Here is a 26,372-nt window from a genome sequence, read left to right as displayed (position 1 = left end):
AATAAATGAGGGTGACCTATTTACTGGTATAACCAAATTATTTAGATTATTGATTTACCGTTACGTACAAAGCCCGGTTTAACTACTTTTACGTTAACTAATTTTTTACGCATTTCTACTTGAGCTATGTCGCCGGTTGAACGTGGCACACGTGCTAATGCAACACTATAGCCCAATGTTGGTGAGAATGTGCCAGATGTAATAACACCTTCGCCACCATCAACAATTACTTTAGAGCCACTGCGTAGTACGCCTTTTTCTTCAAGAATAAGACCTACTTGCTTGTGAGTACTTTTTTCTGCACGTTGTTTTACCAATACATCACGACCAATAAAGTCACGATCTTCTGGCTCCCATGCAATAGTCCATGCCATGTTAGCTGCTAGTGGTGATACGCTTTCGTCCATATCTAGGCCGTAAAGGTTCATACCTGCTTCTAAACGTAGTGTGTCGCGCGCGCCTAAGCCCGCAGGCGCTACACCGGCATCAAGCAGTTGCTGCCATAAATCGGCTGCTTGCTCGTTTGGTACTACAATTTCGTAACCGTCTTCGCCAGTATAACCTGTTGTAGCAATAAATAAATCACCGGCTTGAACACCAAAAAATGGCTTCATGCCTTCTACTGCAGCTTGCTGGTCTGCGTTTAATACCTGGGCTGTTTTAGCACGTGCATTAGGGCCTTGAACCGCAATCATGGCGTATTCTGGGCGCTCAGTAACCGTTACAGCAAAATCGCTCGATACCTTAGCTAAATGTGCTAAATCTTTTTCACGGGTCGCTGAGTTAACCACTAAGCGATAAAATGTTTCGCTAAAGTAGTAAATAATTAAGTCGTCGATTACGCCGCCCTGCGCGTTAAGCATGCCAGTGTAAAGCGCTTTACCTGGTACGGTTAACTTAGCAACATCGTTAGCTACTAGCTTGCGTAAAAACGCTTGTGCTTGCTCACCTTGTATATCAACAATGGTCATGTGTGATACGTCGAACATGCCCGCATCGTTACGTACGGCGTTGTGTTCTTCTATTTGTGAACCGTAGTTAATTGGCATTTCCCAGCCATGAAAATCAACCATTTTTGCGCCGGCTTCAAGGTGCTTTGCATGTAATACTGTTTTAGAAGTCATAATATTCCTTCACTTTTAAATTAACCCATGTGTGTGGGCGTGGCCTCAATTAAATGAGGGGGAATAACATGGTAGCCATTATTAAGCCTACCAAATTGTAATCTTTAACTTTTTACCCGTTAGGCTGCTTGAGTGTTGGTAACACTAAAGCCCTGTTGCTGCATATACTGTTGCCACTTATCAAGCGTGGCAGTTTTAGCAATAACAATAAACTGCTGTTCGTTGTTTTGATCTACTGCAGTAACAAACACGTCTCCACTTTGCGCGCCATAACAAAGCTGCGCGTCAGCAAGGCGTAAGCCAGGTGTTAATTTAAACGCATCAACTAAGGTATCAAAGGCGTTACTACCGGTTAAGGTAAAGGTTGCTAAGTCGGTGCGTACCACAAAGTCGATATCGTATCTAAGCTGTTGCTCGTTAATGAGCGCTTGTAATTGCAGGCTCGCATTAACTGGAAGTACAAATCGAAAGGCGGTTTCGCTAAAGTAGTAAACGGCGTAGCTAAAATCAGAATTTAAATCGCCATCCAGTGTGCCTTTAAAGCCAAAGCCACTGGCGGTTAGTTTTGTGAGGTCATGACCTAAAATCGCACTTAAAAATACCGATGCTTCACTGCCGCTAAAATCAATAACAACGTGGCTGTTATTAGCTTGTAAGGCATTAATAACCGCGCTGTTAGCGTTGCTATGGCGGGCAAACATTATCGGGTTAAAAGTCATAACAAATACCTATCTATCTTTAATAGCAAAAGTATATTGCGCAAGGCTTACAACAACAAATTGTAATTACTTATCAATTGATAAATAATACTTATATATATAGCCATATAAATAGTAATTTTAAATATGAAAAATATTTCAACCGACAGTTTACGAACTTTTGTTATGGTGGTTGAGGTTGGTGGATTTGCCAAAGCAGGCGATTTACTTGGCCTTTCGCAACCTGCGGTGAGCTTACAAGTAAAACGCTTAGAAGACTTACTCGGTTATAAATTATTTAAAAAGCAGGGGCAACGCCAAGTACTTAATCAATATGGTGAACTGTTACTGCCTATGGCAAAACAAATGGTGCAACATAACGATGCCATTTTACAGTTATTCACTTCCGAAAGTGTGACTGGTAAAGTGCGCCTGGGGATCCCTAGCGAATTTGCAGCACGCATTTTACCTTCTATTATTGGCGACTTTGTGGCGCTCTACCCTGATGTATCGTTAGAAGTGAAATCACGTTTGAGTAAACACTTACTTTCGGATGAGCGCCAAGATCAATTTGATTTAGTATTGGCGCTAAACGAGCAGCTTGACTCAGAAAAGTTCCCTATTTTTATTCAAGATCAATTAGTGTGGGTTGGCGACCTCTCACTGGCGCAAAATGAAACCGTTACCTTAGTAACAGCGCCTGAGGGCTGTATTTACCGACGCAGAGCAACCCAAGCACTTGAAAAAGCAGGCATTAAATATCGTATTGTTTACAGTAATGCCGATTTAACCGGTTTAATTGCCGCATTAAAAGAAGGCTTAGGCATAACAGTGCTCGCAAAAAGTACCGTACCTAACGATTTAGCCTATCACTTACACACTAAACATTTACCTGCGCTTGGTAGCATAGGTATTAGTTTAGTAAAAACCGCCAGCGAACCTGAAAACGCCGTGTTTAAACTCGCTGAGTTTATTAAGCTGCGCTTAGGTTACCCCACTGCTTAAATAACCTGAACTCTGGATAATAAATCTATCTCAAGCAGCGTTCAGGTTAAATTAACCGCCACCAGCCAATACATTATCCTAATTTTATAAGATTAGAATAAACATTCAGGGTCTGTTGACCTTTGCGGATTAAGATTTGTTCAAACTAGGGGCGGTTTAATCGCGGCGCGAGGTTTGTAACCTAGTGGGCTAAGTAAAAACCGAGCAACAAAGAGTAAATCGCCCCTAGGCAGAACCCTTCGGGCAGCGCCTGTTTGGCATTGATGCTGCGTTATCGCCTATTTATGGGGAATAACCACACCACATAGGCTCTGCCTTGCCTAAATACCAAACAGACTGCTGCAAATTTAACCTTGAAAGATCAACAGACCCTAGTTAAAAATGTTATAAAAATAGCGTGTTTTTACGGCAAATGTAAATATAACTAAAACTTAATAATATTGATTCTCATTCGTTAACATGTTTAAATTACGCCAATTTCAGTAGTTGAACTATTTTTAGGGTAACCAATGTCACACAAATTTTTAGTTTCTTCATTAACTGCAGCCGTAGCGCTGTCTTTAAGTGCTACAGCAATGGCAAAAGATGCCGGCGGCGTTGAACGCAATTTTGAACAAATTACCGTTATTGGTTCACAAGCAGCAATTAACGATATTCCAGGATCGGCTACATTTATCTCTGATGAAGAATTGCAAAAATTCGAATTTACCGATATTTCTCGCGTATTAGCATCTGTACCAGGTGTATACGTTCAAGAAGAAGATGGCTATGGTCTGCGTCCTAACATTGGTATGCGTGGCACAGGTACTGGCCGTAACGATAAAATTTCAGTAATGGAAGACGGTGTACTTGTTGCACCGGCTCCTTACTCTGCACCATCGGCTTATTACTTCCCGACTATGGGTCGTATGGAGTCTATTGAAGTATTAAAAGGTGCTGCCTCAGTTAAATATGGCCCGCGCACTACCGGTGGTGTATTAAATTTACTTTCTCGCAGCTTACCAACTGAAGCAAATAGCTCTATGGGTATGGTTGACGCGGCACTTGGTAGCGATGGTTACTATAAAGGTCACGCTTACTTCGCTAAAGAAAAAAATAACACAGCTGGCTTAATTGAAGTGTTTTCTTACGGCGCTGATGGTTTTAAAGAATTACCAGTAGGCGATGACAACACTGGTTTTGAAAAAAATGACGTACTGGTAAAATTTGGCCATACCTTTGGTGAAAACGATGCCCATAACATTGAGTTTAAAGCTAAGTACTCTGAAGAAACATCAGACGAAACGTACATGGGCTTAACTAACGCCGATTACCAAGAAAATCCTAACCGTCGTTATGCGGCATCGCAAAATGATGAGATGAACACCCGTCATAATGCATACCAAGTAAACTATGCATACCGCTTTGGTGAAGGTTACGAATTTTTAGCAACCGCTTACTTAAATGACTTCCACCGTAACTGGTACAAAGCCAGTAAAGTAAGCGAAAGCTACCTTGAGCAATACAGTGAATTTGAAGCAAACCCAACGGCTGAAGGTATCGAAAACATAGGTGTTAAAGCTAATAACCGCGACTACCAAGCTAAAGGTGTGCAGTCTGAATTACACATTCCAGCGGGCGATCACTACATTACAGTTGGCGTACGTTACCACGAAGATGAAATGGATCGTTTCCAGTGGGAAGACAAATACACGCTTAATCAAGATTTAAGCATGACTCTTACTTCGCAAGGCGCACCTGGGTCTAATAGCAATCGATTAGACAGCGCAAAAGCAAGCACCCTATTTATTCAAGACGAATGGACAATGGATGCATTAGTAGTGAGTGCAGGTCTGCGTTATGAAGACATTACTATTACCCGTGAAGAGTGGGCTAAATCAGATCCAACTCGCAGCCAAGGCTTAACGAAAGACATTTCAAACGATACTAAAATTTTAGTACCGTCTTTAGGTGCTACTTACACACTTAACGACAACGTAACGTTACTTGCAGGCATTCAAAAAGGTTATGCACCCGCAGCGCCAGGCAATGCCGACCAAGACGAAGAAGAAAGCGTCAACATTGAGTTTGGCTCTCGTTTTAATGCTGGCGGTTTTAACGGTGAAGTGATTGCATTCTACTCTGATTACGACAACATGCATGGTAACTGTACCGCATCAGTAGGTTGTAGCGACGACAACATTGGCGACCAATACAACTACGGTGAAGTAGAAGTATCAGGCTTTGAATTTAGCGCTGGTCGTACGTTTAATACTGCATCAGTAGCGTTCCCAGTTAAACTGACTTACACCTACACTGATTCAGAGTTTAAAAACACATTTGATTCAGAAATTTGGGGCTCTGTAGAAAAAGGCGATGCAATGCCTTACGTTCCAGAAAACCAAGTTGCTTTATCATTTGGTGCCGAAGTGAATAACTTTGTTGTTAACAGCCAAATACGTTACGTATCGGATGCACATGCTGACCTTTCTGACTCAGGTTTAAATGCGATTGATAGCCGTGTTGTATGGGATTTAGCTGCTAAGTACTTAATTGATGAAAACCAAAAAGTATACCTAAGCGTAGATAACTTATTTGATAAAACCTACATTGCTAACCGTGCAAATGGCGGTATTCAACCTGGTAAGCCACGTTCAGTACAAATGGGCTACTCTTACAGTTTTTAATAAAGTGCTAACTTAAAAGTACAAAAAAGCCGAGGTTGATTAAATCAATCTCGGCTTTTTAATACCTATAATGCCTATGTAATTAATAGGCTTAATTTGTTTCTGCGCGCTGGCGTAATACTTCAAATAAACAAATACCGGTTGCAACCGATACATTTAAACTTGAAACCGTGCCCGCCATTGGAATTTTAACGAGTACATCACAGTGCTCACGGGTTAAACGGCGCATACCCTCGCCTTCAGCTCCCATCACAATCGCTATTGGGCCTGTTAAGCTGGCATCAAATACGTGTGTGTCGGTTTCACCGGCTGTGCCTACAACCCATACACCTGCGTCTTTTATTTCACGTAATGTACGTGCAAGGTTAGTTACCTGAATAAGCGGTACCGTTTCTGCTGCGCCACAGGCCACTTTACGTGCCGTGCCATTAAGCTTTGCTGACTTGTCTTTAGGAACTATCACGGCATGAACACCGGCAGCATCGGCGCTACGTAAGCAGGCACCTAAATTATGCGGATCGGTAATGCCATCAAGTACCAGTAAAAACGGGGTGTCTTCGCGTTCAATGATCTTATCAAGATCTTTTTCGTTAAACACACGTGCCGCTTTCACGTTAGCAATAATGCCTTGATGTTGTTCATCTTTCGCTTTGTTATCAAGCGCTTTTCGTTGCATAAACTGTACTGAAATACCAAACTGACGCGCTTGCTCAATCACTGGCGATAAGCGCTTATCATCACGTCCTTTAAGGGCGTATATTTCTATAAAACGCTCTGGCTCTTTTGCCAAAATTGCTTCAACAGAGTGAAAGCCAAAAATTAATTCATTACTCACGAATTGTTTGCTCCTGGGCTACTACGTTTACGGGCATTTTTACCTGGTCTTTTAGGCTTTTTGACCGCTTTCTTTTTGGTTTTTTTCTTAGCGGTGGTGTCATCCGCTTTTACTTTTGATTTGCTCGCTGATTTACCTTTTGCAGCAGGCTTTTTACTCGTCTTTGGCTTTTTGTTATCACTTGCTGACTTTTTACCCGGGATTTTACCGGCTTTAAGTTGCGAGCGAACACTGGCTGGAGCATTTTTTTTAGGTGCACGACGACGCGCATAACGATCTTGGGCAACATCGCCTTTTAGCGTTAAGTTTATACGACGATCATCTAAGCTTACCGAGGCAACTTGTACAGTCACTTTGTCGCCTAAACGATAAACCGTATGTGTGTGTTCACCCACCAAGCAATGTTTAGCTGCATCATGCTGGAAATATTCATCACCTAAATTAGTAACATGAATTAATCCATCAATTTGTAAGTCATCTAAACGAATAAATAAACCAAAGTTAGTAACCGATGAAATAACCCCGTTAAACTCCATGCCTACATGATCTTGCATGTATTCACATTTTAACCAATCGGCTACTTCACGGGTGGCATCGTCTGCGCGGCGCTCAGTGGTAGAACACTGCTCACCAAGTTGATCGACTTCATCATCGCTATAAGCGTATTCACCAGAGGTTTGCTGCCCTTGTGCTTTTAATACTGCTTTAATTGCACGATGCACCACTAAATCTGGGTAACGGCGAATTGGCGAGGTAAAGTGCGCGTAAGCCGATAATGCTAAACCAAAGTGACCTATGTTATCTGGCTGATAAACCGCTTGTTTCATTGAGCGCAGCAGCATAGTTTGAATAAGCTCAGCTTCAGGACGATCCCCTAAACGAGCCAATACATGAGTAATTTCTTTCGGCGTTGGTTCATCACTTAGCGTGCTTTCAATCCCCAGCTCAGTTAAAAACTGAGTAAAGTTACCCAGTTTTTCGCTATCAGGTTCATCATGCACCCTAAATAGGGCACTTGCTTCGTGTTTTTCAAGTAACTTAGCCGCCGAAACATTGGCTAAAATCATACATTCTTCAATCAGCTTGTGCGCATCGTTACGAATAACTGGCACAATTGATTCTATTTTACGCTGTGCATTAAATACAAAACGGGTTTCGAGTGTTTCAAACTCAATGGCACCACGCTCTTGGCGCGCCGCTTTTAATGCCATGTACATTTGCTGCAAATCAGTTAAATGCGGCACTACAGCTGCGTATTCTTTACGTAGCTTTTCATCGTTTTGTAAAATGGCATTTACTTTGGTGTAAGTTAAACGTGCATGTGAGTTCATCACCGCTTCGTAAAACTTATAACCTGAGAGCTTACCCTCTTGCGATACGGTCATTTCTGCCACCATACACAAGCGATCAACCTCAGGGTTTAGCGAACACAAACCGTTAGATAATACTTTTGGTAGCATTGGAATAACTTGCTCAGGGAAATACACTGAGTTACCGCGCTCTATCGCTTCTTTGTTAAGCGGCGTGTTCATACCTACATAATGTGATACATCGGCAATGGCTACCCATAAGCGCCAGCCACCCGACTTTTTAGGCTCACAGTATACGGCATCATCAAAATCACGAGCGTCTTCGCCATCTATGGTCACAAGCGGTAAGCCGCGTAAATCAACTCGACCTTGTTTATCGGCTTCTTCAACAAATTCACCTAAGTGGGCAACTTGTTGTTCAACCTCTTCAGGCCATACGTGTGGAATATCGTGATTACGCAGCGCAACTTCAATTTCCATACCCGGCGCTAAATGCTCGCCCAGTACGTCGATAACTTTACCTACCGCATTCATATTGCGACTTGGATTTTGGGTTATTTGCACTTGCACCATTTGGTTATGGCGCGCGCCTTTTTCGTTACCCGGTAGAATAATAATGTCTTGGGTAATGCGCGGATCTTCAGCAACCACAACGGCAATACCATGCTCAACAAAATAACGCCCTACAATAGGTGCGCGCTCGTTAGTGAGTACTTTGATGATGCGTGCGTCGCATTTTGAGCCTGAGCCGCGTTTAGTGCCTTTGGCAAGAACGATGTCACCGTGTAGCACCATATTCATTTGATGCTTGGCAATAAACCAATCTTTGCTCTCGCCTTCAACTTCTAAAAAGCCAAAACCGTCTCTGTGACCGACTACTTTGCCTTTGGTTAAACCGGCTTCGTCAATCAGGGCATAACATTTAAATTTATTAAAATACAGCTGCCCATCACGCTCCATGGCGCGAAGTCGGCGCTTAAATGCTATTTGTCGTTCTTCATCGTTGACCGCGAGTTCTTCACATAGTTGTGCGTAGCTAGCAGGTTTGGAACGCTCTTGCAGGTGAGTAAGTATAAACTCACGACTAGGGACTGGGTTTTCGTACTTTTCTTGTTCTCGACTGAGATTTGGATCTTGGTTTGACATTCACTATCTTGTTAGTTGGTTATGTAAGTATTTTAACTCATATACTCGCAATGAGACAGGTAAAAGCCATTAAACTTTTAATAAAGCGTTATTACCTTTTGCATTTTGTAGCAATGTAGCTAAATAACACTTAACACCTACTTAATTAATGTACATGAAAGTGAGTAAATTAACTGTAGTTAATTTACTCACTTTTATAAAAACAGCTTACTTTTGCTGTAGTTTCTTCCACAATAGCGCGCTGATGTTTTCAATAAAAGCCGCATCTTGTGCAGCCATAACATCGAGTATTGGTTTGTTCATTTGGCTTTTATTTTGAGAGTATATCCAGCGATTTTTATTAAAGCTTTGCGCAAACTCTAACACACCCGTTTGCAAGGCTTGCTCATCAGCAAAGGTGGCCTCTACTACGTTATGTTGTAATAATTTTTGCGCATCAACACGCTCACCGGTCATGGCTAAACGATTAAAAAACTGCTGATTTATGGCTTTATTAATAATCGGAAACATAGACGGTACAAACGGCACTAATACATCGACTTCGGGGAAACAAAAGAAGCCTTTGTCTGATTTCATAAACCGAAAATCACAGGCACATGCCAACACCGAACCATTACCATAAGTGTGGCCGTTTAGCGCGGCAATAATAGGCATAGGAAAAGTAACGATACGTTTAAACAAGGCACCTATCGAGTTCATGAAATCGGCAATTATTTGTGGTGTGTTGTCAGGGTTGGCCATCCACTGTAGATCAATGCCTAACGACCAACTTTTATCGCTACTTGAGGTTAGCACCACTGCTTTAATATGCTCGTTAGCCTCAATCGTATCTAGGTGTTGATTAAACTCGATTATAAAGGTTGGATTATGGCGGTTTTCTGCTGTATTCATAGTAAGGATAGCCGTGCTTCCTTGCGTGGTAATTTCTAATAATGCTGTCATTAGACCCTCATTTAGTACTTTTAGCTGCGCTTTTAGCACTTTTCATTACTTTTATAATTGTGAACTACCCATCGACGCCGCTTCGCGTCGAACAATGGGTTTTCTCGGAAAATTTCGATAAATACAAATAACATAAAAATGCATACGAACATAAAACAATCGACATAAGTGATAGTAAAACTTAGTGTTTCTTATATCCCCGCCCTCGGATCGGGCGAGGGTTTACGGCGAAACTGCTAAAAAATCGCTAATGCTTAAGCTTGTTAAAATTAAAGAATTCATAACACCCTCCAATATAAGTAAGGTAACTATGCCAGTGGGTAAATAGATAATAGTGTGAAGTGTCATTAACTTGGCTGACATTTGTCATGAAATAGAAAAATTCATCTTCTGAGTGTAAAAGCAATGCTAATATAGCCAAAAAAAGTGACCAGGAAATTTAATGCAGTCCCAACAACAAAGCTTAATTTACTTACACATTGCCGTACTTTTATTTGGCGGCACCGCCTTATTCGCAAAGCTAATTGGTTTGAGTGCATTAGATATTACCGCTTATCGTGCGGCTATCGCTGGGCTGGCAATTTGTGTGCTACTGTCTTTGCAAAAAAAACCAATTAAGCTGCATCGCGCTAAAGATTATGTGATTGCCATTTTATTAGGCGTTGCCGTAGGTATTCACTGGGTAACCTATTTTGCAGGCATGCAATTGGCGGGAATTACCGTGGGCATGTTAGCCTTTTTTACCTATCCCGTGATCACGGTATTTTTAGAGCCCCTATTTAATAAAAGTAAGCCCAAAACAAAAGATATAATAAGTGCTGTGGTGGTGATTTTTGGCATTTATTTATTGATCCCTAACGTTAATTTAGGCGATGACATCACTTTAGGTGTTTTGACGGGCGTGGTATCAGCATTATTTTTTGCTCTTCGTAATATTACTCACAAACGCTACTTTAGCGAGTATGGTGGACCGCAAACCATGTTTTACCAAACCTTAGTCGCAAGCCTGATGCTATGTGCTTTTATTGAAGTGCCCATAACAGAAATTAATGATACTGATTTAATATTGCTGCTTATTGCCGGTGTGGTGTTTACTGCGATGCCGCATTCGTTATTTGCAGCGAGTTTAAAACATTTATCAGCAGCAACCGCTGGATTGATTTCTTGCTTACAACCTCTTTATGGCACAATACTGGCTATAATTATTCTGCACGAACGCCCCTCAGTGATGACCCTGATTGGTGGCGCACTGATTGTTAGTGCTGCGTGCTTTGAAACTTGGTCAATTTCACGGAAAAAGCAGCCATGAAAATATTTGCACATAGAGGCGCAAGCACACACTTCCCCGAAAATACGCAAAGCGCCATTTTAGCGGCGTTAAAAGCGAATGTAGATGGCATTGAGGTTGATGTACAAAGCGCGCTTGATGATTACGTTATTATTCATGATACCTACCTCGATAGAACCACTAATGGCAAAGGCAAAGTGTGCGACTTTAGTGCCCAGCAAATTAAACAGTTTGATGCCGGAAATGGCGAACAAATCCCTACTTTGCAGCAATTAATAAACTGGAATAATAACCAAACCTTACTCAATTTAGAGTTAAAACATACCTTTGAACTTGAAAAGTTTGTAACCGTGCTTGAAAGTAACATTACGAACAAAAAAATAACCGCAGACAATATTTTAGTTTCATCATTTAATCATCATCAACTACACTGGCTAAAGAGCCGTTTACCGTGGCTTAAAATTGGCGCACTTACTGCATCAATTCCATTGCAGTATGCAAAGTTTGCACAAGACTTACAGGCCTATAGCATTCATATTGACAAAAACTTTATGAACAAACCGTTTGTTGACGATGCCAAAATGCGCGGTTTACAAGTATTTGCTTACACCGTAGATGAAGTCGAAGATATTAAACTGATGCTTGCCTGTGGTGTTGATGGTATTTTTACTAACGATCCTGAACGAACTAAGCATTATTTAGCGCAATTAAATGAATTATAACTAATTATTTAATTGCCATTTATGCTATAAAAACAATAATTTAGTAGGCCACTATTTAATGAGTAGCTACATGCGTATTTATAATTTTTTAGAACAAACACTGTTTTATACTTTAACCCGAAAAATAATTGGGAATTTAAGTTTTGTTTTTTTATTTCAAGCCATTACTTTGTTTTGGTTGCACAGTAGCTTAACCGAAAACCAGCAAAGCACTGGCTTATTTTGGGTACTTGCGCTACTTATTATTGCAGGCTTTATTTTTACTATTTTTTATATGCGCTTTTTAATTGTGCGCCCGGTAAAAGCAATGCGCGATACGCTCATTAATATTAATCAACAAGATGCGAATTTAGCAGCCAAATTACCCCATTTCACGTTTGATGAATTTAGAGACTTAAGTGAGCAATACAATCAATTTACTACCCATTTAAATAGTTTATTAAGCACGACCTATACCAGCGCCCAAGAGAGTGTGCAGAGTAACAGCCAAGTAACGCAATCAATGCAACACACTGAACAATTGAGTGAGCAGCAAATTAATTTAAGCCACACCATTATTAATGCCAGTAACCAAATTACCCAAAGCCTGCAGGCTATAGTAAGCAACACTGATAACGTACATCAGGTCAATAATGAACACCTTAATTTTGTAAAGCTCTCTGCTGGTGAGCTATCAAAACTAGTTGAGCAGGTAAGGCTTATTAATGAAATGCTGGGTAGTTTTTCTAAAACGATTGCAGGCTTGAAAGAGAACAGCGAAAACATTCGCAGTATTTTAAAAATGGTTGAAGAGTTTTCGGATCAAACTAACTTATTAGCACTTAATGCAGCCATAGAAGCAGCACGCGCTGGTGAAGCGGGGCGAGGTTTTGCCGTGGTTGCCGATGAAGTTCGTACCCTATCGGTTAAAGTAAGCGACGCAACACGCCAAATTAGTGATTTTATTACCCAAATGAATGAGCTCGTTAATGAAACGAATAAAGAGTCAGAGCAATTAATAAACCACTCAAATAATGCGCAAACATCAATTAACACCACCTCTGATGGGTTTGGTAAAATGCTCAATGAGTTTGAACATAATCAACAACAATTGCAGCAAATAGCCAATGCCGTACACTTGCTCGAAGATACCCAAAACCAAACGCATGAATCGGTTGAGCAAATTGTGGCGCTAGGCGAACAAGCCAAGCAACAAATAGATACAGCACTGCATGATTCTGAACAATCACAAAAGCTAAGCCAACAAACCCAACAACAGTTAAAACGCTTTGTAGATTAGGCAATAACAATTTCACCCAAGCCGCGATTATGCTAAATTAAGCGGCTTGTCATTTAACTGTGTGAAGTATGTGAGCGACGTAAAACCAAACTATGAACAGCTAGCCCAGCAAATAAAATTATGGGGCCAACAACTTGGCTTTAGTGAAGTGGGCATTACTGACATTGATTTAACTAAGCATGAAGCACAGCTTCAGCGCTGGCTTGATGCAGGGTATCATGGTTCAATGGATTACATGGCTGCACATGGAATGAAACGCGCCCGCCCTAGCGAGCTAGTCCCTGGCACGCAACGAGTTATTTCAGTAAAAATGAATTACCTGCCGCCAGATTCAGGCTTTGCCAAAAACCTTAAAAATACCGAGAAAGCCTATATCAGCCGCTATGCGCTTGGCCGTGACTATCATAAGTTAATGCGTAATCGGCTCAAGCAATTAGGTAAAAAAATTGAACAACAGGTAGGTGACTATGGCTTTAGGCCTTTTGTTGATTCAGCCCCTGTACTTGAACGTCAACTCGCTGAAAAAGCGGGATTAGGCTGGCGCGGAAAGCATTCTTTACTGATAAATAAAGAGGCGGGCTCTTGGTTTTTTTTAGGCGAGTTATTTGTAGATTTACCACTGCCTATTGATGATGAAAACACGTTCGAAGGTTGTGGTAAATGTGTTGCCTGCATAACCCTTTGCCCTACCGGCGCTATTGTAGAACCTTATGTGGTAGATGCACGTAAATGCATATCTTATTTAACCATAGAGCATCAAGGGGCTATTCCAGAGCAATACCGAACCTTAATGGGTAACCGCATTTATGGTTGCGATGATTGCCAGTTAGTGTGCCCATGGAATCGCTATGGACAAATTACCGACGAGCAAGACTTCCACCCCCGTACGCAATTAAAAAATAAAGACTTACTCGCGTTATTTGCCTGGGATGAAACTACCTTTTTAACAAATACCGAGGGCAGCCCTATTCGGCGCATTGGCCATGAGCGTTGGTTACGAAATATAGCGGTTGGCTTAGGCAACGCAGATTTTAGCCCAGCGATTATTCATGCACTTGAAGATAAGCGCAAAACGGTCAGTGACATGGTGAATGAGCACATAGAATGGGCACTTACCCAGCAACATGATAAACAAAGACAAAAGCTGCGCAAAACAGCACGGCTAATACGGATTGTTGAAAAAGGCCTACCCAGAGACGCGTAAGCCTATTGCCTAAAAGACGCGACATAAAGTCGCTGCTACAAGCTATCTGCCTAATCGTAGCAAGGAATTTACCCCGCGCCTCGCAGCCCGTAACCCGCACCTTTAAGCTTTGTCTGAAATCACTCTCTTTACGAGCTCTTTGCCCTCTTTGTGCATAATTTACTAATATCTGATTTAACACAGAGAAGAAAATGAGAAGCCACAATTAAAGTACAGATCCGAGATGGAGGTGGACAAAGATCACATACACATATTGCTAACGATTTCTCCAAATATCAGCGTTGCGAGTTACGTTAGGAGAATTAAACAATCTACAACGCAAAGTCTATGGTCGAGATTTAAATGGTTTAAAAAGCAATTCTGGGTTAAAAAGACAGTTTGGTCTGACGGATATTTTGTTTGCTCTGTTGGAAATGCGGCTGCTGATACAATTCGAAAATACATTCAAGAGCAGGGCTAACTATTCCGATTCATCCCATCGACGCCGCTTCGCGTCGAACAATGGGTTTTCTCGGAAAATTTCGATAAAAAATGATTGAGAAGTCGCTTTCTCAACAACTATCGATACAACATCAGTTGGCACGCCTTGAGAAAATATCAACAAGTCATAAATGTCTATGTCTGTATTTTCATCAAACATAGCAAAGTGGACTAATAACACTTTTAAGCGCATAGCAATCATGCTACTGCTATCAATAATAAGTATTTTTCTCGCCATTTAGACACACTTTAAAGAGTTAATTAAACACCTTTTCAGCATAGTCTAGAATTTTTGGTTTAGCATAATCACCTACGTAAAAGTGAATTTTGCTTCCTTTTGTTATGGTACTAGGTTAAATGCTTACCAAAAATAGTTAGGCTGTACAGCTGATTGTCCATTCTTGCTACGTTAGGCAGCTCTCCCCATACTGCAAAATCAAAATGCTTAAATAATTTAATGCTCGGTTCGTTGTGACTAAAAATAAACCCAAGTAATACTTCGATATTAAGCTGCTTGGCTTGTTGTTGTGCAAATTGCATCAGCTTTTTACCCAACCCTTTTCCTTGGGCTGCTGCCGTAATGTAAATGCTTAACTCAACGGTGCCATCGTAAGCTGGGCGGCCATAAAACGATTTATAACTAAGCCACGCTAATACTTGGTTGTTCTCACAGTAAACAAAAATAGGCCGTTGAGCAGTATGGCTATCAAACCAAGGTTGTTTATCAGCGACGGTCACCTCTTCGGTATCGGCGGTGACCATTCGACTAGGGATAGTTTCATTGTAAATAGCAACAATGGCAGTTAAATCATCAGGTTTTGCTAAACGTATAGTCATAGAAAATAAAGTAAAATTGATCAAATTAGCCTATAGTAGCGTATGATAAGTTACATAAGTACTCTAATAACGCACTTAAGGTAATAGCATGATAAAAAAAATAATACTTGGTTTAACCCTCGCGTTAAGTTATGTTTCGCTAAATACATATGCCGCAGACTTGCCCACCCCTTCATTAGATGCAAACACCTGCAATGACTTCACGAATGTTTCACTTAGAAAGTTGCGCTCAACTGAAACCATTAACTTATGTGATTTTAAGAACCAGCCTCTTTTAATTGTTAACACTGCGAGTAACTGCGGTTTTACGCCGCAATTTGAAGGTTTAGAAGCACTTTATAATAAATACAAAGACGAAGGCTTGGTGGTATTAGGCTTTCCATCAGATGATTTTTTTCAAGAAGAGAACGATGAAAAAGATACCGCAAAAGTGTGTTATGTAAATTATGGTGTTACCTTCCCTATGCTGGCCACCAGCGCAGTACGTGGTAGTGACGCAAACCCTATTTTTAAGCATTTAAACGCTCAAACCAGTTCACCAAACTGGAACTTTTATAAATACGTGGTATCGGCCGATCGCAAAACGATTACGCGCTTTAACAGCCGCGTAGCACCGGATTCAGCAAAACTAGAAAGCGCAATCAAAAGTGCATTTTAACTTTGTGTTTTCAGTTTAACCTTACTAAGATGTTGCTATCAAATTTAAAAAACTAAACTTACAGGTAGGAGAACTTATGGCAGTTGCAAGTGCAAGGCACATACTCGTAGACAGTGAAGCACAATGTTTAGACCTTAAAGATAAAATTGAGCAAGGTGAAGACTTTGCAGAACTCGCTAAACTGCACTCTAATTGTCCATCAGGTCAAGATGGTGGTGCATTAGGTGAGTTTGGCCCAGGTATGATGGTGCCTGAATTTGATAAGGTGGTATTTTCAGCGCCGCTAAATCAAGTACAAGGCCCTGTACAAACACAGTTTGGTTACCATTTATTAGAAGTAACCAGCCGCTCAGAGTAAGTAAATCGATTTATTAATAAAGCCGCATCAGCGGCTTTTTATTTATGTGGAGTTGGCAAAAGCCCCATTATGCAACTATTTGGCTCTATTCCTTCCCCTTATGTTCGCCGTATTAGAATCTGGGCAGAACAAAACAATTGTGCGCTTGAATTTATTAATCTAGATATTTTTTCTAAAGGCGATCGGCCGTTGGTAGTCACAAAAAATCCAGCAGCCAAAATCCCTATATTGGTCGATGACACGCTTACCCTAAGTGATTCAAATACCATACTGCGTTATTTACTTGAAAAAACCAAGCAACCCCCACTTACATGGCCTCAAGAGCATTTTTTAATTAGGGCCTGTTGATCTTTCAAGGTTAAATTTACAGCAGTCTGTTTGGTATTTAGGCAAGGCAGAGCCTATGTGGTGTGGTTATTCCCCATAAATAGGCGATAACGTAGCATTAATGCCAAACAGGCGCTGCCCGAAGGGTTCTGCCTAGGGGCGATTAACTCTTTGTTGCCTACATGGATGTAGGTAAGGGGCGTGAGCAGGACGCGGAAGCTTTGCTCGGTTTTTACTTAGCCCACTAGGTTACAAACCTCGCGCCGCGATTAAATCGCCCCTAGTTTGAAGAAATTTTAATCCGTAAAGGTCAACAGGCCCTAGCATCAATGCCTGCAATGATTCATTGGTTGAATTACTGTTATGCCAACGTTCTGGATTTGATACGCAAGCCGATAAGCTGTTTTTTAATCTGCAAAATGAGCGAGTTGCGCAAACATTACACTATTTAAATGATCATTTATGCGATGATGAATTTAAAAGCTGTGAATGTCTCAACATCAGTTTATACTGCTTACTTGATTGGATATGCTTTCGTGAACTCACTGATTTTAGCGCGCAGCCGCAATTAGTTAAGTTTTATGAAGCGTTTAGTCAGCGTCAAGCGGCTAAAAATACCAACCCTCGACTTAAATTTTAAAAGGTGGATACATGAGCGATATCGAAATTGAATCACAACTAGTTAGCTTTGTAGAAAAAGTACGTGTTAGTGAGCAGATCTGGGCACTGGGTGCCGATGATGGTGGCTTTGTTGTATGTGAGTCAAATCAGTTTGACGACACCGATGTACTTTTACTGTGGGAATCACAAGACGCAGCACAAGCACAATGTAAAGAAGAGTGGCAAGACTACAGCCCTGTAGAAATAAACCTTGATGAGTTTTTAGATGATTGGGTTGAAGACCTTAAATCTGATGATGCTCTGGTTGGCTTAAATTGGAATGACGATCAGGTGTGTGTAGAAATTGAACCAGTTGGTTTAGCTCGCGCGCTAAGCGAATAAGTTTTAGGCGTTAGTTTGCTGACATTATCCCAACTAACAGCAATGGTTAGTTGGGGTATAAAAATAATAAAAACTGTCAAGGTAATACGTTGAAAACCCATCTTGGTCGTCGTCCATTTTCAGCTATGGAGCTGCATACGCTCTATAACGGATATATTTATAGTGATACACGGCTTGCCCGCGAACAAGCTAAACACTGGCATTTTTGGCTGCCCTTAATTGCTTATTACAGTGGCGCTTACAGTGATGAAATTGGCTGCTTAACCCTTGATGACCTAATACTTAAAAATAATATACTCTGTTTTAGTTTTCATACCCACGGTAAAATTAAGCCACGTTTAGTGCCTGTTCATCATGCCCTTATTAGTGCCGGATTTAATGACTATTTAGCTTATGTAGAAGCGCAAAACCACTCCCGTTTAATGTTTGATCTTCCCGCTAAAACAGGGCGCTATAGCGAAAAAGTGCGCATATGGTTTTCAGGAGAGGGTGAACGCGCAGGATATTTGCAAAAATGTGCAATTCCTTCGGTGGATCAATTCGGTATGAAAACCGCCATTAGTAGTTTACGGCTTAACTTTGAACAGCAAATTCGTATTTATGCCCTGCAAGCAGGCAACAAAGACTGCTTTAATTACTTAATGGGCTTTAATGATTACCCTCATGATAACTTTAACGATATAGCCTTGTTAAATAAGGTGCTACAACAGATCCGGGTTATCAATTCCCATATTCATTGGCAGCGGTTTTTAGCCCGAGATAGCCACTGACAAACTTTGTTACTCTTTTCCTTAGCGATCTGCGCTTACTCTAATAAAAAAGCTGTTAAGATGAAGAGCCGTCTATATGACTGTTTCTAACAACAAAAAATCTAGGGATAACTATGTTTTTAAAAAGCCTCTTAACCGTGAGTGTTGCGCTTGCGATGAATGCTGCTCACGCTAACGAATTCGTCATTGAAAAACTCGCAAAGCCAAGTTCACAAAAAGTCGCTTTAACGCTCGACCCAAGTCAGGATACCTTTACAGGAATGACCGAGATCAGCTTAGAAGTGCTCAAACCAACACACTACATTGAACTTAATGGTGTTGATTATGCAACTAAAATGGTGCAACTACTAGGTGAGCAAAACTGTGATTTAAACAGCGAAATGCTTAAAACAGGTAAAGTTAAATTTAGCTGTGAAGAGCAAATTCAGCCAGGTAAATACACCTTAAAAATAGATTTTTCAGCGCCTTATAACCGCCAGAGTGTGGGGTTATATAAAACCCTAGATCAAGGCGTTCCATATTTGTTCACGCAATTTGAAATGAGTGATGCGCGCCGTGCATTTCCGGTATTTGACGAACCAAGCTATAAAATTCCGTTTCAGTTAACCATTACCGCCCCCACCTCACAAAAAGTGTATTCAAATACACCTGAGCTAAAAACGACGGTGAATGGCGATATGACCACCCATTACTTTGATAAAACGCCACCAATTCCATCTTACTTAGTTGCTATGGCTGTAGGTCCATTTGAAGAGCTAAAAATTAAAGGCATGCCTATTCCTGGGCGTGTGATCACCCCACAAGGTAAAATTCATTTAGCGCAATATGCAAAAGAGAACATGCCTAAAGTACTGGGCGCACTTGAAGACTACTTTGGTATTCCTTATGTATATAAAAAGCTAGATTCAGTGGCTGTTCCAGAGTTTCCGTTTGGCGCTATGGAAAACTCAGGCTTAGTGACTTACCGCGAAGATATTCTTCTGGTTGATTTAGAAGCTGCAACGCGTAGTAAAAAACAACGTAATGTCTCTATTATTGCCCATGAATTAGCTCACCAATGGTACGGTAACTTAGTGACTATGAAGTGGTGGAACGACTTATGGTTAAACGAGGCGTTTGCAAGCTGGATGGCGGCAAAAATTACTAAGCAGCTTAATCCTGAGTTTGAATCACACCTAGATTTACCACAAAACAACGTAATGGCGTTAGATGCACGTTTAAGCACTAAGCCAATTCGTAAACCAATTAAAACCGAAGCCGATATTATGGATGGTTTAGGCCTTGCCTACAGCAAAGGCAGCTCAGTACTGGCGATGGTTGAAAACTGGATTGGCGAAGAGGCATTTCAAGCTGGTATTCAGAACTACTTAAAAGAATTCTCCTATAAAAATGCAGAAGCTGCCGATTTATGGGAAGCACTTGGTAAGGCTTCAAATAAAGATGTAGCGAGCGTTTTAAAATCGTTTATTGAACAGTCGTCATTCCCGCTAATTAACGTTAAGCAGCAAGGTAAGAGCATCACGATTTCGCAAAGTCGTTTTGCCAATGCCGGTGTTGAAGCCCCTGCTCAACTGTGGAATGTACCGGTTGCGATTAAATATGGTGCTGGCGATAAAGTACAAACAGCCAATGTATTATTAAATAAACAAAGCCAAACGCTAGCATTAGACTTTGAACCAGAGTGGATTTATCCAGATCAAGGCGCGCTAGGTTATTACCGTTGGGTAATGGATGATGCGCAATTTAATGCGCTAATAGATAATGCAGCTACGGTATTAAACGACCGTGAACGCTTAGCCCTATTATCGGCAACAGATGCCCTACTTGATGCCGGTGTCATTTCAGCGGCTAAGCTGATGCAAACGCTTGAAGTTTTTGCCAGCGATAGTCATCCTCGCGTGGCTAATACTGCTTTAGGTTATTTAGCGTCACAGCAGCGTACTTTTAAAGACGATAGCAATAAAGATTTATGGCCTACGTTTATTCAAAATGCGGTGATGCCTGCCGCTAAAAAATATGGCCTAGAAGCAAAAATGGGCGAAGATGGTGCAGTAGCTCAACTTCGTGCCGCGGTGGTATCACGCTTAGGGTTTGATGGTGAAGATAAAAATGTGATCAATAAAGCCAAACAGCAAACACAAGCTTACCTAAACGATCCACAAAAGGTAGACCCTTATTTAGCAGCTACTTATTTACGTCTTGCGGCTTTTCATGGGGATAAGGCGTTGCTAGATCAGTTTATGACAACCTTTAAAACCACCAAAGATCCACAAGTGCGAACCAATATGCTGGCAGCAATGGGTTACTTTGGTAAACCTGAACTACAAAAAGCGGTACTGGCGTATAGCTTAACAGACGAAGTAACGGCTTCTGATATGCGTACTATTTTATCGGGTCAAAGTTACACCGATGAACGCCAAGCACTGTTTATTGATTGGATTTATAGCAACTACGATAAAGTAACAGCAAGTTTGCCACCATTTTTTGTGCCTAACTTACCTTACTTTACTACCGCCAGCTGTGACGCTGACAGTTTAGCTACAACGCAAAGTTTCTTTGACGCTAAACTGGAAGCTGTACCCGGTTATGCGCGTACGTTAAGTAAACTTGCAGAGAGCACCAATGACTGTATTGCACTTAAAAACCGCGAACTGAAATCAGTCAATAGCTTTTTAAATAGTAAATAAACTAAAGGTTAAAGGTTAAAGATTTTATCTTGCACCTTTTGCCTTTAGCCCTGCACCACTCTATTAACCGCCAATAATCATCGTTAGCTTTGCTATAAACTCTTTCGCTGCTTGCTCAGAGTTAATTTTAAAGGCTACCCCATAATGAATAGGCTGCGTACTTTTATAAATACGGGTAGGAAAACGGGTCATTTCACTGCTATGAAAATAGCCTTGAGTACGCACAACCCCATCAATATCAGTAAAGTCATCGCTAAACACTTCAAATGCAGGGCGGATCACAATTTTACCTTTACCTGTTTCCGCATGGGTGTAAAACGCCTCTTTAGAGTTTACTAGCATATACTCAGCTATGTTTTTTATTTTAAAGTTACTTCTACACTCTAGTTTGATCAGCTGCTCGGTTAACTCGTCTGCACTAAATGCCACGTGACTTTCCTTTTTATTTAATAGTTAGGGTCTGATGACCTTTCAAGGTTGAATTTGCAGCAGTCTGTTTGGTATTTAGGCAAGGTAAAGCCTATGTGGTGTGGTTATTCCCCATAAATAGGCGATAATGCAGCATCAATGCCAAACAGGCACTGCCCTTCGGGTTCTGCCTAGGGGCGATTTACTCTTTGTTGCCTACATGGATGTAGGTAAGGGGCGTGAGCAGGACGCGTAAGCTTTGCTCAGTTTTGACTTAGCCCACTAGGTTACAAACCTCGCGCCGCGATTAAACCGCCCCTAGTTTGAACAAATTGTAATCCGCAAAGGTCAACAGACCCTAGACTAACTCATGCATGAGTGAAAGTCCGAAATTTATTTATTCACTACACACAAAAGCTAATTGCTGATTTTTATAACTCAACCGGCTTATTTCAGTATCGCAATATTGGCTTAAATCAAGCCACTGCGATATAGCAGAGCCACGTGTTAATTTGCGCTGGTAAACACGGTTTTTAATTGCGTAAGCAATGGTATTTTCATCTTTTAAGATGAAATCTTGTACTTGGTTTGGCAGTCTAAGTATATCGGTAACTTGCTTAGTTTGTGGTTCAAAACGCGCTAAATGATGCTGCCCGTGTTTACTATGGCTAAATAAAAACTCAGCCTGCGCTTTATTATAAATAAGCGTACGACCAATATCGCTTGCTACCACCTCACCTTTTGCCGCAGCAACCGAGGTATATTGCAGCGTGTGTGGTTCGCCTAAAATAAACATCACTAAATCGTTGTTACTTCCCCAAGCGTGATAGCCTACAGGTTCAATCCAATCAAAAATACGACTTGCAGCCAACTCGGGTGCCAACGGATATTGCCATAGCTTTTGTTTACCATCGTCTTCAACGACAATCGCCGATAAGTGCTGCCCATCCGGTGTTAAAGTGGGCGAGTATTCACTTTGTGGCGTATTAGTGACCATAGACGTTTGTTTTGATGATAAGTTGTAAAGCGCAATATCTGTTTGACTCTGGTCATTACTGATTATTTCTCGGGTATAGTATAGGCCGGTGTCGGTTAAATGGGGTTGATTGTTATAGCTCGTTTTATCACTAACAATGCTTACACGTATACCATGCGGAGTATTTAAATCGGCGAGCAAAATTTGGCTTTTAGGCATACTTGCCTGAGCAATATCTAGCGTTAAAGCATTTATAGCTATAAGCCCTAACAATGGTTTAATCAGTTTCATGCTTTCTCTCGTTTTAATTTTAAGCACCTCATGATAACGTTATTTACTGATGACGTCACTTGACCTAAGTCAGTCAACTCTTTATAACTAACGGGTCATAAAAAAGAGAACAAACATGTCAGCTAAACACCCTATTATTGCAATCACCGGCTCATCTGGAGCGGGCACAACGACCACCACTAACGCCGTGAAGCATATTTTCCGTAGCCTTGATATCAATGCGGCATTTATCGAAGGTGATAGCTTTCATCGTTATACACGTCCTGAAATGGACAAAAAAATTCGTGAAGCACAGCAAGAAAGTAAACACATTAGCTATTTTGGCCGAGAAGCTAACGACTTTGGCGCCTTAGAAGACTTATTTACTAAATACGGTGAAACCGGCGAAGGAAAACTTCGTCGTTATTTACACACCTTTGATGAAGCCGTGCCTTATAACCAGTTACCTGGGACATTTACCCCATGGCAAGAACTTGAGCAAAATACAGACCTGATGTTTTACGAGGGTCTACATGGCGGTGTAGTTGATGAAGATCATGATGTTGCTAAACATGTTGATTTACTCATAGGCATGGTGCCTATTATTAACCTTGAATGGATCCAAAAACTCATTCGCGACACCTCAGAACGCGGCCATTCTCGTGAAAAAGTCATGGATTCTATTGTGCGCAGTATGGATGACTACATTAATCATATAACGCCGCAATTTTCTCGTACCCATATTAACTTTCAGCGAGTCCCCACCGTTGATACTTCCAACCCATTTAGCGCGAAAGATATCCCCTCCCTTGATGAAAGCTTTGTTGTGATTCGCTTTAGAGGGATTGATGATGTTGATTTTCCGTATTATTTGCGGATGATTGAAGGCAGTTTTATGTCGCGTATAAACACCTTAGTGGTGCCTGGTGGTAAAATGGGTCTCGCGATGGAACTGGTGCTCACGCCTCTGATAAAAGATATTATTTTGAAAAAACGCGCCTTAGCAAAGTTAGCACCGCCTGAAATTCCTATTTAGACTCTTTTTTGTGAACTCTAACTCACGTACACTGCTGATTTTAAGTATGACGAGTTTAATATGTCGCAATCAATTAAAATTATTGTTGGGTCTAAAAACCCAGTAAAAATCAATGCCGCTAAACATATTTTTGCGATGTATTTTCCTGAGCATGTAATCGAATGTAGTGGCGTTCACGCGCCCTCAGAAGTACCCGATCAACCCTTAGGTGAAGAGCAAACTTGCTTAGGGGCTCAAAATCGCGTTAATTACTGTAAAAGCCACTATCAGGCAGACTACTATATGGCGATGGAAGGTGGTGCAGCGCAATTTAGTTATGGTGCAGCAACCTTTGCCTATGTAGTTATTGATAATGGCACACAGCAAGTTACAGGCCGAAGCAGTAACTTACCCCTGCCCGCTGTGTTTTATAAAGCATTGCTTCAAGGTGAAGAGCTTGGTGACGTGATGGATAAAGCTTTTAATACCACCAATATTAAACAGCAAGGGGGTGCTATTGGCTTATTAACTGATCATCATGCAACACGAGAAAGTACCTATACTCAAGCGCTGACACTCGCCATGGCGCCTTTCCTTAATCCCACTCTATATAATCAATAACGGATGTTTTAATGAAGTATAACTACGTATTATTTGATGCCGACGAAACCTTATTTAGCTTTAATGCCTTTGCTGGCCTTAAAAACATGCTAGCAACCTATGACATGGATTTTACCGAGGCAGATTATGCCCATTATCAAAACACCAATAAGTCACTATGGATTGCTTATCAAAACAACGAGATCACCTCAAGTCACTTACAAGTAACTCGTTTTAGCGAACTGGCAAATAAACTAGATGTGCCAGCTCAACAGCTCAATGACGATTTTTTATCAGCAATGGCCGAAATTTGTATGCCTTTACCTGGCGCCGTTGAATTATTAAATGCCCTTAAACCCCATGCCAAGCTGGGCATTATTACCAATGGTTTTTCTCAGTTACAAGCACGTCGCCTAGCGCATACGGGGCTGCAAGATATGTTTGACTGGTTAGTTATTTCTGAGCAAGTTGGCATTGCTAAACCTGCAAAAGAGATATTTGAGCACACCTTTAACTTAATGGGTAATCCACCGAAAGAGCAAATTTTAATGGTCGGTGATACCGCCAGCAGTGATATTCTTGGCGGTCAAAATGTGGGCATTGACACTTGTTGGCTGCAACATCCTGGCGTGAACTTGCCTGAGGGAATTAAACCAACATATCAGGTAACCCAGCTTAAACAGTTGCAAACTATATTAGGACTTTGATAATAAAAGCCTGAGTGTAATTTAGCTGTTTAGCTAATTAACAAACAAAAAAATGACGCTAATAAGCGTCATTTTTTATAACTGTATATAAGTAATTAACTAATTAGGCGTTAGCTAGCTCAAGGCCGGGTGCAGGCATGGTCACAGGCGTTTCAAAGGTTGCCCACTCCCATGCTGACTCAGTTGCCATAATTTTGCGTAGTAACTTATTATTTAAATCATGACCTGATTTAAATGCGGTTACTTTGCCTAAAAGATTGTGACCTGTCATAAACATGTCACCTACACAGTCTAGTATCTTATGCTTGACGAACTCGTCTGCGTAACGCAAACCGTTCGGATTTAAAACTTTAAATTCATCAAGTACCACTGCGCTATCCATGCTGCCACCTAGTGCTAGGTTGTTCGCATGCATGTATTCAATGTCTTTCATAAAGCCAAAAGTACGCGCACGGCTTATCTCTTCAGTAAAACTTTGTGCCGTAATATCTAAACCAACACGTTGGCGGCTTTCATTGATTGCAGGGTGATCAAAAGCAATTTCGAAATCGATGTGGAATCCGTCGTAAGGTTCTACTTCGGCCCATTTATCACCTTCTTCAATACGTACTTTTTCTTTTATACGAATAAAGCGTTTTGCAACATTTTGCTCTTCAATGCCGCCTTTTTGTAATAAATAAATGAATGGCAATGCACTTCCATCCATTATTGGTACTTCTGAGCTATCAAGTTCAACAATTAAATTGTCGATACCCATTGCCGCAACCGCCGCAATTAAGTGCTCAGTAGTCGATAAGCGAACGCCATCTTTGTTAATTAAACAGGTACACAATTGCGTATCACCAACGGCTTCAGGTGTTGTTTCAAAATCAACAACCGGATCAAGGTCGACACGACGAAATACAATCCCAGTATTTGCGCTCGCAGGTCGGAGAGTTATTGTGACCTTCTCACCTTTATGAAGTCCAATTCCTATGGCTTTGACTACTTGTGCAATCGTACGCTGTTTAATCATAGGTTCGCTCACTTTAGTATATATTACAGTTAGACGGCGCAGT

General features: G+C 41.1%; 25 protein-coding genes and 2 pseudogenes. 17 read left to right on the top strand and 10 right to left on the bottom strand.

What is annotated here, in order from left to right; genetic code table 11:
* Positions 1-41 precede the first annotated feature (41 nt).
* The gene (gene gcvT, locus LOC50_RS01920) at positions 42-1,124 is read right to left on the bottom strand and encodes a glycine cleavage system aminomethyltransferase GcvT (RefSeq protein ID WP_069440119.1); all 1,083 of its coding nucleotides are present in this window, start codon (positions 1,122-1,124) and stop codon (positions 42-44) included.
* Positions 1,125-1,243: 119 nt separating this feature from the next.
* Positions 1,244-1,843 carry a hypothetical protein gene (locus LOC50_RS01915; RefSeq protein ID WP_138626229.1) on the bottom strand — a complete coding sequence of 200 codons (600 nt, stop codon included), beginning with the start codon at positions 1,841-1,843 and terminating at the stop codon, positions 1,244-1,246.
* 126 nt (positions 1,844-1,969) lie between these two features.
* On the opposite strand from LOC50_RS01915, the gene LOC50_RS01910 reads away from it, so the two are divergent.
* Together LOC50_RS01910 and LOC50_RS01905 are read left to right on the top strand one after the other, a co-directional pair.
* The gene (locus tag LOC50_RS01910) at positions 1,970-2,827 is read left to right on the top strand and encodes a LysR family transcriptional regulator (protein WP_036981376.1); all 858 of its coding nucleotides are present in this window, start codon (positions 1,970-1,972) and stop codon (positions 2,825-2,827) included.
* 509 nt (positions 2,828-3,336) lie between these two features.
* Positions 3,337-5,493 (top strand): TonB-dependent receptor family protein, encoded by a 2,157-nt coding sequence (locus tag LOC50_RS01905; protein WP_250653515.1) that lies wholly within the window; start codon positions 3,337-3,339, stop codon positions 5,491-5,493.
* 91 nt (positions 5,494-5,584) lie between these two features.
* Here the strand turns inward: LOC50_RS01905 and rlmB are convergent, their stop codons facing one another.
* From rlmB to LOC50_RS01890, 3 genes are all read right to left on the bottom strand, one after another.
* Positions 5,585-6,328: a 23S rRNA (guanosine(2251)-2'-O)-methyltransferase RlmB gene (gene rlmB / locus LOC50_RS01900; RefSeq protein WP_069440116.1), complete on the bottom strand. Its 744-nt coding sequence runs from the start codon at positions 6,326-6,328 to the stop codon at positions 5,585-5,587.
* Positions 6,325-8,784: a ribonuclease R gene (gene rnr, locus LOC50_RS01895; protein WP_214552582.1), complete on the bottom strand. Its 2,460-nt coding sequence runs from the start codon at positions 8,782-8,784 to the stop codon at positions 6,325-6,327. Before rnr ends, rlmB begins: the two co-directional genes overlap by 4 nt.
* A 207-nt stretch (positions 8,785-8,991) precedes the next feature.
* Positions 8,992-9,726, bottom strand: a complete 735-nt coding sequence (locus tag LOC50_RS01890; RefSeq protein ID WP_250653514.1) for an enoyl-CoA hydratase/isomerase family protein — start codon at positions 9,724-9,726, stop codon at positions 8,992-8,994.
* A gap of 442 nt (positions 9,727-10,168) precedes the next feature.
* On the opposite strand from LOC50_RS01890, the gene LOC50_RS01885 reads away from it, so the two are divergent.
* The 5 genes and pseudogenes from LOC50_RS01885 to tnpA all read left to right on the top strand — a co-directional run.
* On the top strand, positions 10,169-11,035 hold the full coding sequence (locus tag LOC50_RS01885; RefSeq protein ID WP_250653513.1) for a DMT family transporter: 867 nt from the start codon (positions 10,169-10,171) through the stop codon (positions 11,033-11,035).
* Positions 11,032-11,736 carry a glycerophosphodiester phosphodiesterase gene (locus LOC50_RS01880; RefSeq protein ID WP_036981359.1) on the top strand — a complete coding sequence of 235 codons (705 nt, stop codon included), beginning with the start codon at positions 11,032-11,034 and terminating at the stop codon, positions 11,734-11,736. The genes LOC50_RS01885 and LOC50_RS01880 overlap by 4 nt, the downstream gene beginning before the upstream one ends.
* Before the next feature lie 58 nt (positions 11,737-11,794).
* The gene (locus LOC50_RS01875; RefSeq protein WP_250653512.1) at positions 11,795-13,015 is read left to right on the top strand and encodes a methyl-accepting chemotaxis protein; all 1,221 of its coding nucleotides are present in this window, start codon (positions 11,795-11,797) and stop codon (positions 13,013-13,015) included.
* A gap of 70 nt (positions 13,016-13,085) precedes the next feature.
* Positions 13,086-14,219, top strand: coding sequence for a tRNA epoxyqueuosine(34) reductase QueG (gene queG / locus LOC50_RS01870; RefSeq protein WP_016899494.1), 1,134 nt, complete (start codon positions 13,086-13,088; stop codon positions 14,217-14,219).
* A 220-nt stretch (positions 14,220-14,439) separates the two neighbouring features.
* Positions 14,440-14,679: pseudogene (gene tnpA, locus LOC50_RS01865) on the top strand (IS200/IS605 family transposase); the annotation flags it as partial.
* Here tnpA and LOC50_RS01860 read toward each other — a convergent pair.
* Positions 14,680-14,937 carry a hypothetical protein gene (locus LOC50_RS01860; RefSeq protein WP_250653511.1) on the bottom strand — a complete coding sequence of 86 codons (258 nt, stop codon included), beginning with the start codon at positions 14,935-14,937 and terminating at the stop codon, positions 14,680-14,682.
* A 110-nt stretch (positions 14,938-15,047) separates the two neighbouring features.
* Positions 15,048-15,536 (bottom strand): GNAT family N-acetyltransferase, encoded by a 489-nt coding sequence (locus LOC50_RS01855; RefSeq protein WP_013464075.1) that lies wholly within the window; start codon positions 15,534-15,536, stop codon positions 15,048-15,050.
* Between the two features lie 88 nt (positions 15,537-15,624).
* Between LOC50_RS01855 and LOC50_RS01850 the strand changes: the two genes are divergently transcribed.
* From LOC50_RS01850 to LOC50_RS01820, 7 genes and pseudogenes are all read left to right on the top strand, one after another.
* Positions 15,625-16,194: a glutathione peroxidase gene (locus LOC50_RS01850; RefSeq protein ID WP_138627708.1), complete on the top strand. Its 570-nt coding sequence runs from the start codon at positions 15,625-15,627 to the stop codon at positions 16,192-16,194.
* A 76-nt stretch (positions 16,195-16,270) separates the two neighbouring features.
* The gene (locus tag LOC50_RS01845) at positions 16,271-16,552 is read left to right on the top strand and encodes a peptidylprolyl isomerase (protein ID WP_008114778.1); all 282 of its coding nucleotides are present in this window, start codon (positions 16,271-16,273) and stop codon (positions 16,550-16,552) included.
* Between the two features lie 69 nt (positions 16,553-16,621).
* Positions 16,622-16,900 carry a glutathione S-transferase family protein gene (locus tag LOC50_RS01840; RefSeq protein ID WP_069440108.1) on the top strand — a complete coding sequence of 93 codons (279 nt, stop codon included), beginning with the start codon at positions 16,622-16,624 and terminating at the stop codon, positions 16,898-16,900.
* 301 nt (positions 16,901-17,201) lie between these two features.
* A pseudogene (locus LOC50_RS01835) lies at positions 17,202-17,519 on the top strand (glutathione S-transferase family protein); the annotation flags it as partial.
* Between the two features lie 11 nt (positions 17,520-17,530).
* The gene (locus LOC50_RS01830) at positions 17,531-17,881 is read left to right on the top strand and encodes a DUF2750 domain-containing protein (RefSeq protein WP_013464070.1); all 351 of its coding nucleotides are present in this window, start codon (positions 17,531-17,533) and stop codon (positions 17,879-17,881) included.
* Positions 17,882-17,970: 89 nt separating this feature from the next.
* Entirely contained in the window at positions 17,971-18,651 is a 681-nt protein-coding gene (locus LOC50_RS01825) for a site-specific integrase (protein WP_138627620.1), read from the top strand.
* A 113-nt stretch (positions 18,652-18,764) separates the two neighbouring features.
* Entirely contained in the window at positions 18,765-21,338 is a 2,574-nt protein-coding gene (locus LOC50_RS01820) for a M1 family metallopeptidase (protein ID WP_250653510.1), read from the top strand.
* 63 nt (positions 21,339-21,401) lie between these two features.
* Here LOC50_RS01820 and LOC50_RS01815 read toward each other — a convergent pair whose 3' ends face one another.
* On the bottom strand, positions 21,402-21,767 hold the full coding sequence (locus LOC50_RS01815; protein ID WP_036981345.1) for a hypothetical protein: 366 nt from the start codon (positions 21,765-21,767) through the stop codon (positions 21,402-21,404).
* Between the two features lie 376 nt (positions 21,768-22,143).
* The gene (locus LOC50_RS01810; protein ID WP_250653509.1) at positions 22,144-23,013 is read right to left on the bottom strand and encodes a TolB-like translocation protein; all 870 of its coding nucleotides are present in this window, start codon (positions 23,011-23,013) and stop codon (positions 22,144-22,146) included.
* 115 nt (positions 23,014-23,128) lie between these two features.
* Between LOC50_RS01810 and LOC50_RS01805 the strand changes: the two genes are divergently transcribed.
* Genes LOC50_RS01805 through yjjG form a run of 3 tightly spaced genes read left to right on the top strand, consistent with a single transcriptional unit; the run spans position 23,129 to position 25,314 of the window.
* A complete protein-coding gene (locus tag LOC50_RS01805) occupies positions 23,129-24,028 on the top strand; it encodes a phosphoribulokinase (RefSeq protein ID WP_008114793.1) in 900 nt (299 codons plus the stop codon).
* Positions 24,029-24,088: 60 nt separating this feature from the next.
* The gene (gene yjjX / locus LOC50_RS01800) at positions 24,089-24,628 is read left to right on the top strand and encodes an inosine/xanthosine triphosphatase (protein WP_069440104.1); all 540 of its coding nucleotides are present in this window, start codon (positions 24,089-24,091) and stop codon (positions 24,626-24,628) included.
* Between the two features lie 11 nt (positions 24,629-24,639).
* Entirely contained in the window at positions 24,640-25,314 is a 675-nt protein-coding gene (yjjG, locus tag LOC50_RS01795) for a pyrimidine 5'-nucleotidase (protein WP_013464063.1), read from the top strand.
* 103 nt (positions 25,315-25,417) lie between these two features.
* Here the strand turns inward: yjjG and lpxC are convergent, their stop codons facing one another.
* On the bottom strand, positions 25,418-26,329 hold the full coding sequence (lpxC, locus tag LOC50_RS01790; RefSeq protein WP_013464062.1) for a UDP-3-O-acyl-N-acetylglucosamine deacetylase: 912 nt from the start codon (positions 26,327-26,329) through the stop codon (positions 25,418-25,420).
* Positions 26,330-26,372: the final 43 nt, after the last annotated feature.

It is taken from the genome of Pseudoalteromonas sp. SCSIO 43095, assembly GCF_023650455.1.
Lineage (GTDB): Bacteria > Pseudomonadota > Gammaproteobacteria > Enterobacterales > Alteromonadaceae > Pseudoalteromonas > Pseudoalteromonas tetraodonis.
Note: the sequence above shows the minus strand (reverse complement) of the source record. Positions and strands in the feature narration are given on the sequence as shown.

Bases quoted from the DNA above. Each gene is read 5' to 3' on its own strand.
- gcvT (WP_069440119.1), bottom strand. From the start codon at position 1,124: ATGACTTCTAAAACAGTATTACATGCAAAGCACCTTGAAGCCGGCGCA.
- LOC50_RS01915 (WP_138626229.1), bottom strand. From the start codon at position 1,843: ATGACTTTTAACCCGATAATGTTTGCCCGCCATAGCAACGCTAACAGC.
- LOC50_RS01910 (WP_036981376.1), top strand. From the start codon at position 1,970: ATGAAAAATATTTCAACCGACAGTTTACGAACTTTTGTTATGGTGGTT.
- LOC50_RS01905 (WP_250653515.1), top strand. From the start codon at position 3,337: ATGTCACACAAATTTTTAGTTTCTTCATTAACTGCAGCCGTAGCGCTG.
- rnr (WP_214552582.1), bottom strand. From the start codon at position 8,784: ATGTCAAACCAAGATCCAAATCTCAGTCGAGAACAAGAAAAGTACGAA.
- LOC50_RS01890 (WP_250653514.1), bottom strand. From the start codon at position 9,726: ATGACAGCATTATTAGAAATTACCACGCAAGGAAGCACGGCTATCCTT.
- LOC50_RS01885 (WP_250653513.1), top strand. From the start codon at position 10,169: ATGCAGTCCCAACAACAAAGCTTAATTTACTTACACATTGCCGTACTT.
- LOC50_RS01880 (WP_036981359.1), top strand. From the start codon at position 11,032: ATGAAAATATTTGCACATAGAGGCGCAAGCACACACTTCCCCGAAAAT.
- LOC50_RS01875 (WP_250653512.1), top strand. From the start codon at position 11,795: ATGAGTAGCTACATGCGTATTTATAATTTTTTAGAACAAACACTGTTT.
- LOC50_RS01860 (WP_250653511.1), bottom strand. From the start codon at position 14,937: ATGGCGAGAAAAATACTTATTATTGATAGCAGTAGCATGATTGCTATG.
- LOC50_RS01855 (WP_013464075.1), bottom strand. From the start codon at position 15,536: ATGACTATACGTTTAGCAAAACCTGATGATTTAACTGCCATTGTTGCT.
- LOC50_RS01850 (WP_138627708.1), top strand. From the start codon at position 15,625: ATGATAAAAAAAATAATACTTGGTTTAACCCTCGCGTTAAGTTATGTT.
- LOC50_RS01845 (WP_008114778.1), top strand. From the start codon at position 16,271: ATGGCAGTTGCAAGTGCAAGGCACATACTCGTAGACAGTGAAGCACAA.
- LOC50_RS01840 (WP_069440108.1), top strand. From the start codon at position 16,622: ATGCAACTATTTGGCTCTATTCCTTCCCCTTATGTTCGCCGTATTAGA.
- LOC50_RS01830 (WP_013464070.1), top strand. From the start codon at position 17,531: ATGAGCGATATCGAAATTGAATCACAACTAGTTAGCTTTGTAGAAAAA.
- LOC50_RS01820 (WP_250653510.1), top strand. From the start codon at position 18,765: ATGTTTTTAAAAAGCCTCTTAACCGTGAGTGTTGCGCTTGCGATGAAT.
- LOC50_RS01810 (WP_250653509.1), bottom strand. From the start codon at position 23,013: ATGAAACTGATTAAACCATTGTTAGGGCTTATAGCTATAAATGCTTTA.
- LOC50_RS01805 (WP_008114793.1), top strand. From the start codon at position 23,129: ATGTCAGCTAAACACCCTATTATTGCAATCACCGGCTCATCTGGAGCG.
- yjjX (WP_069440104.1), top strand. From the start codon at position 24,089: ATGTCGCAATCAATTAAAATTATTGTTGGGTCTAAAAACCCAGTAAAA.
- yjjG (WP_013464063.1), top strand. From the start codon at position 24,640: ATGAAGTATAACTACGTATTATTTGATGCCGACGAAACCTTATTTAGC.
- lpxC (WP_013464062.1), bottom strand. From the start codon at position 26,329: ATGATTAAACAGCGTACGATTGCACAAGTAGTCAAAGCCATAGGAATT.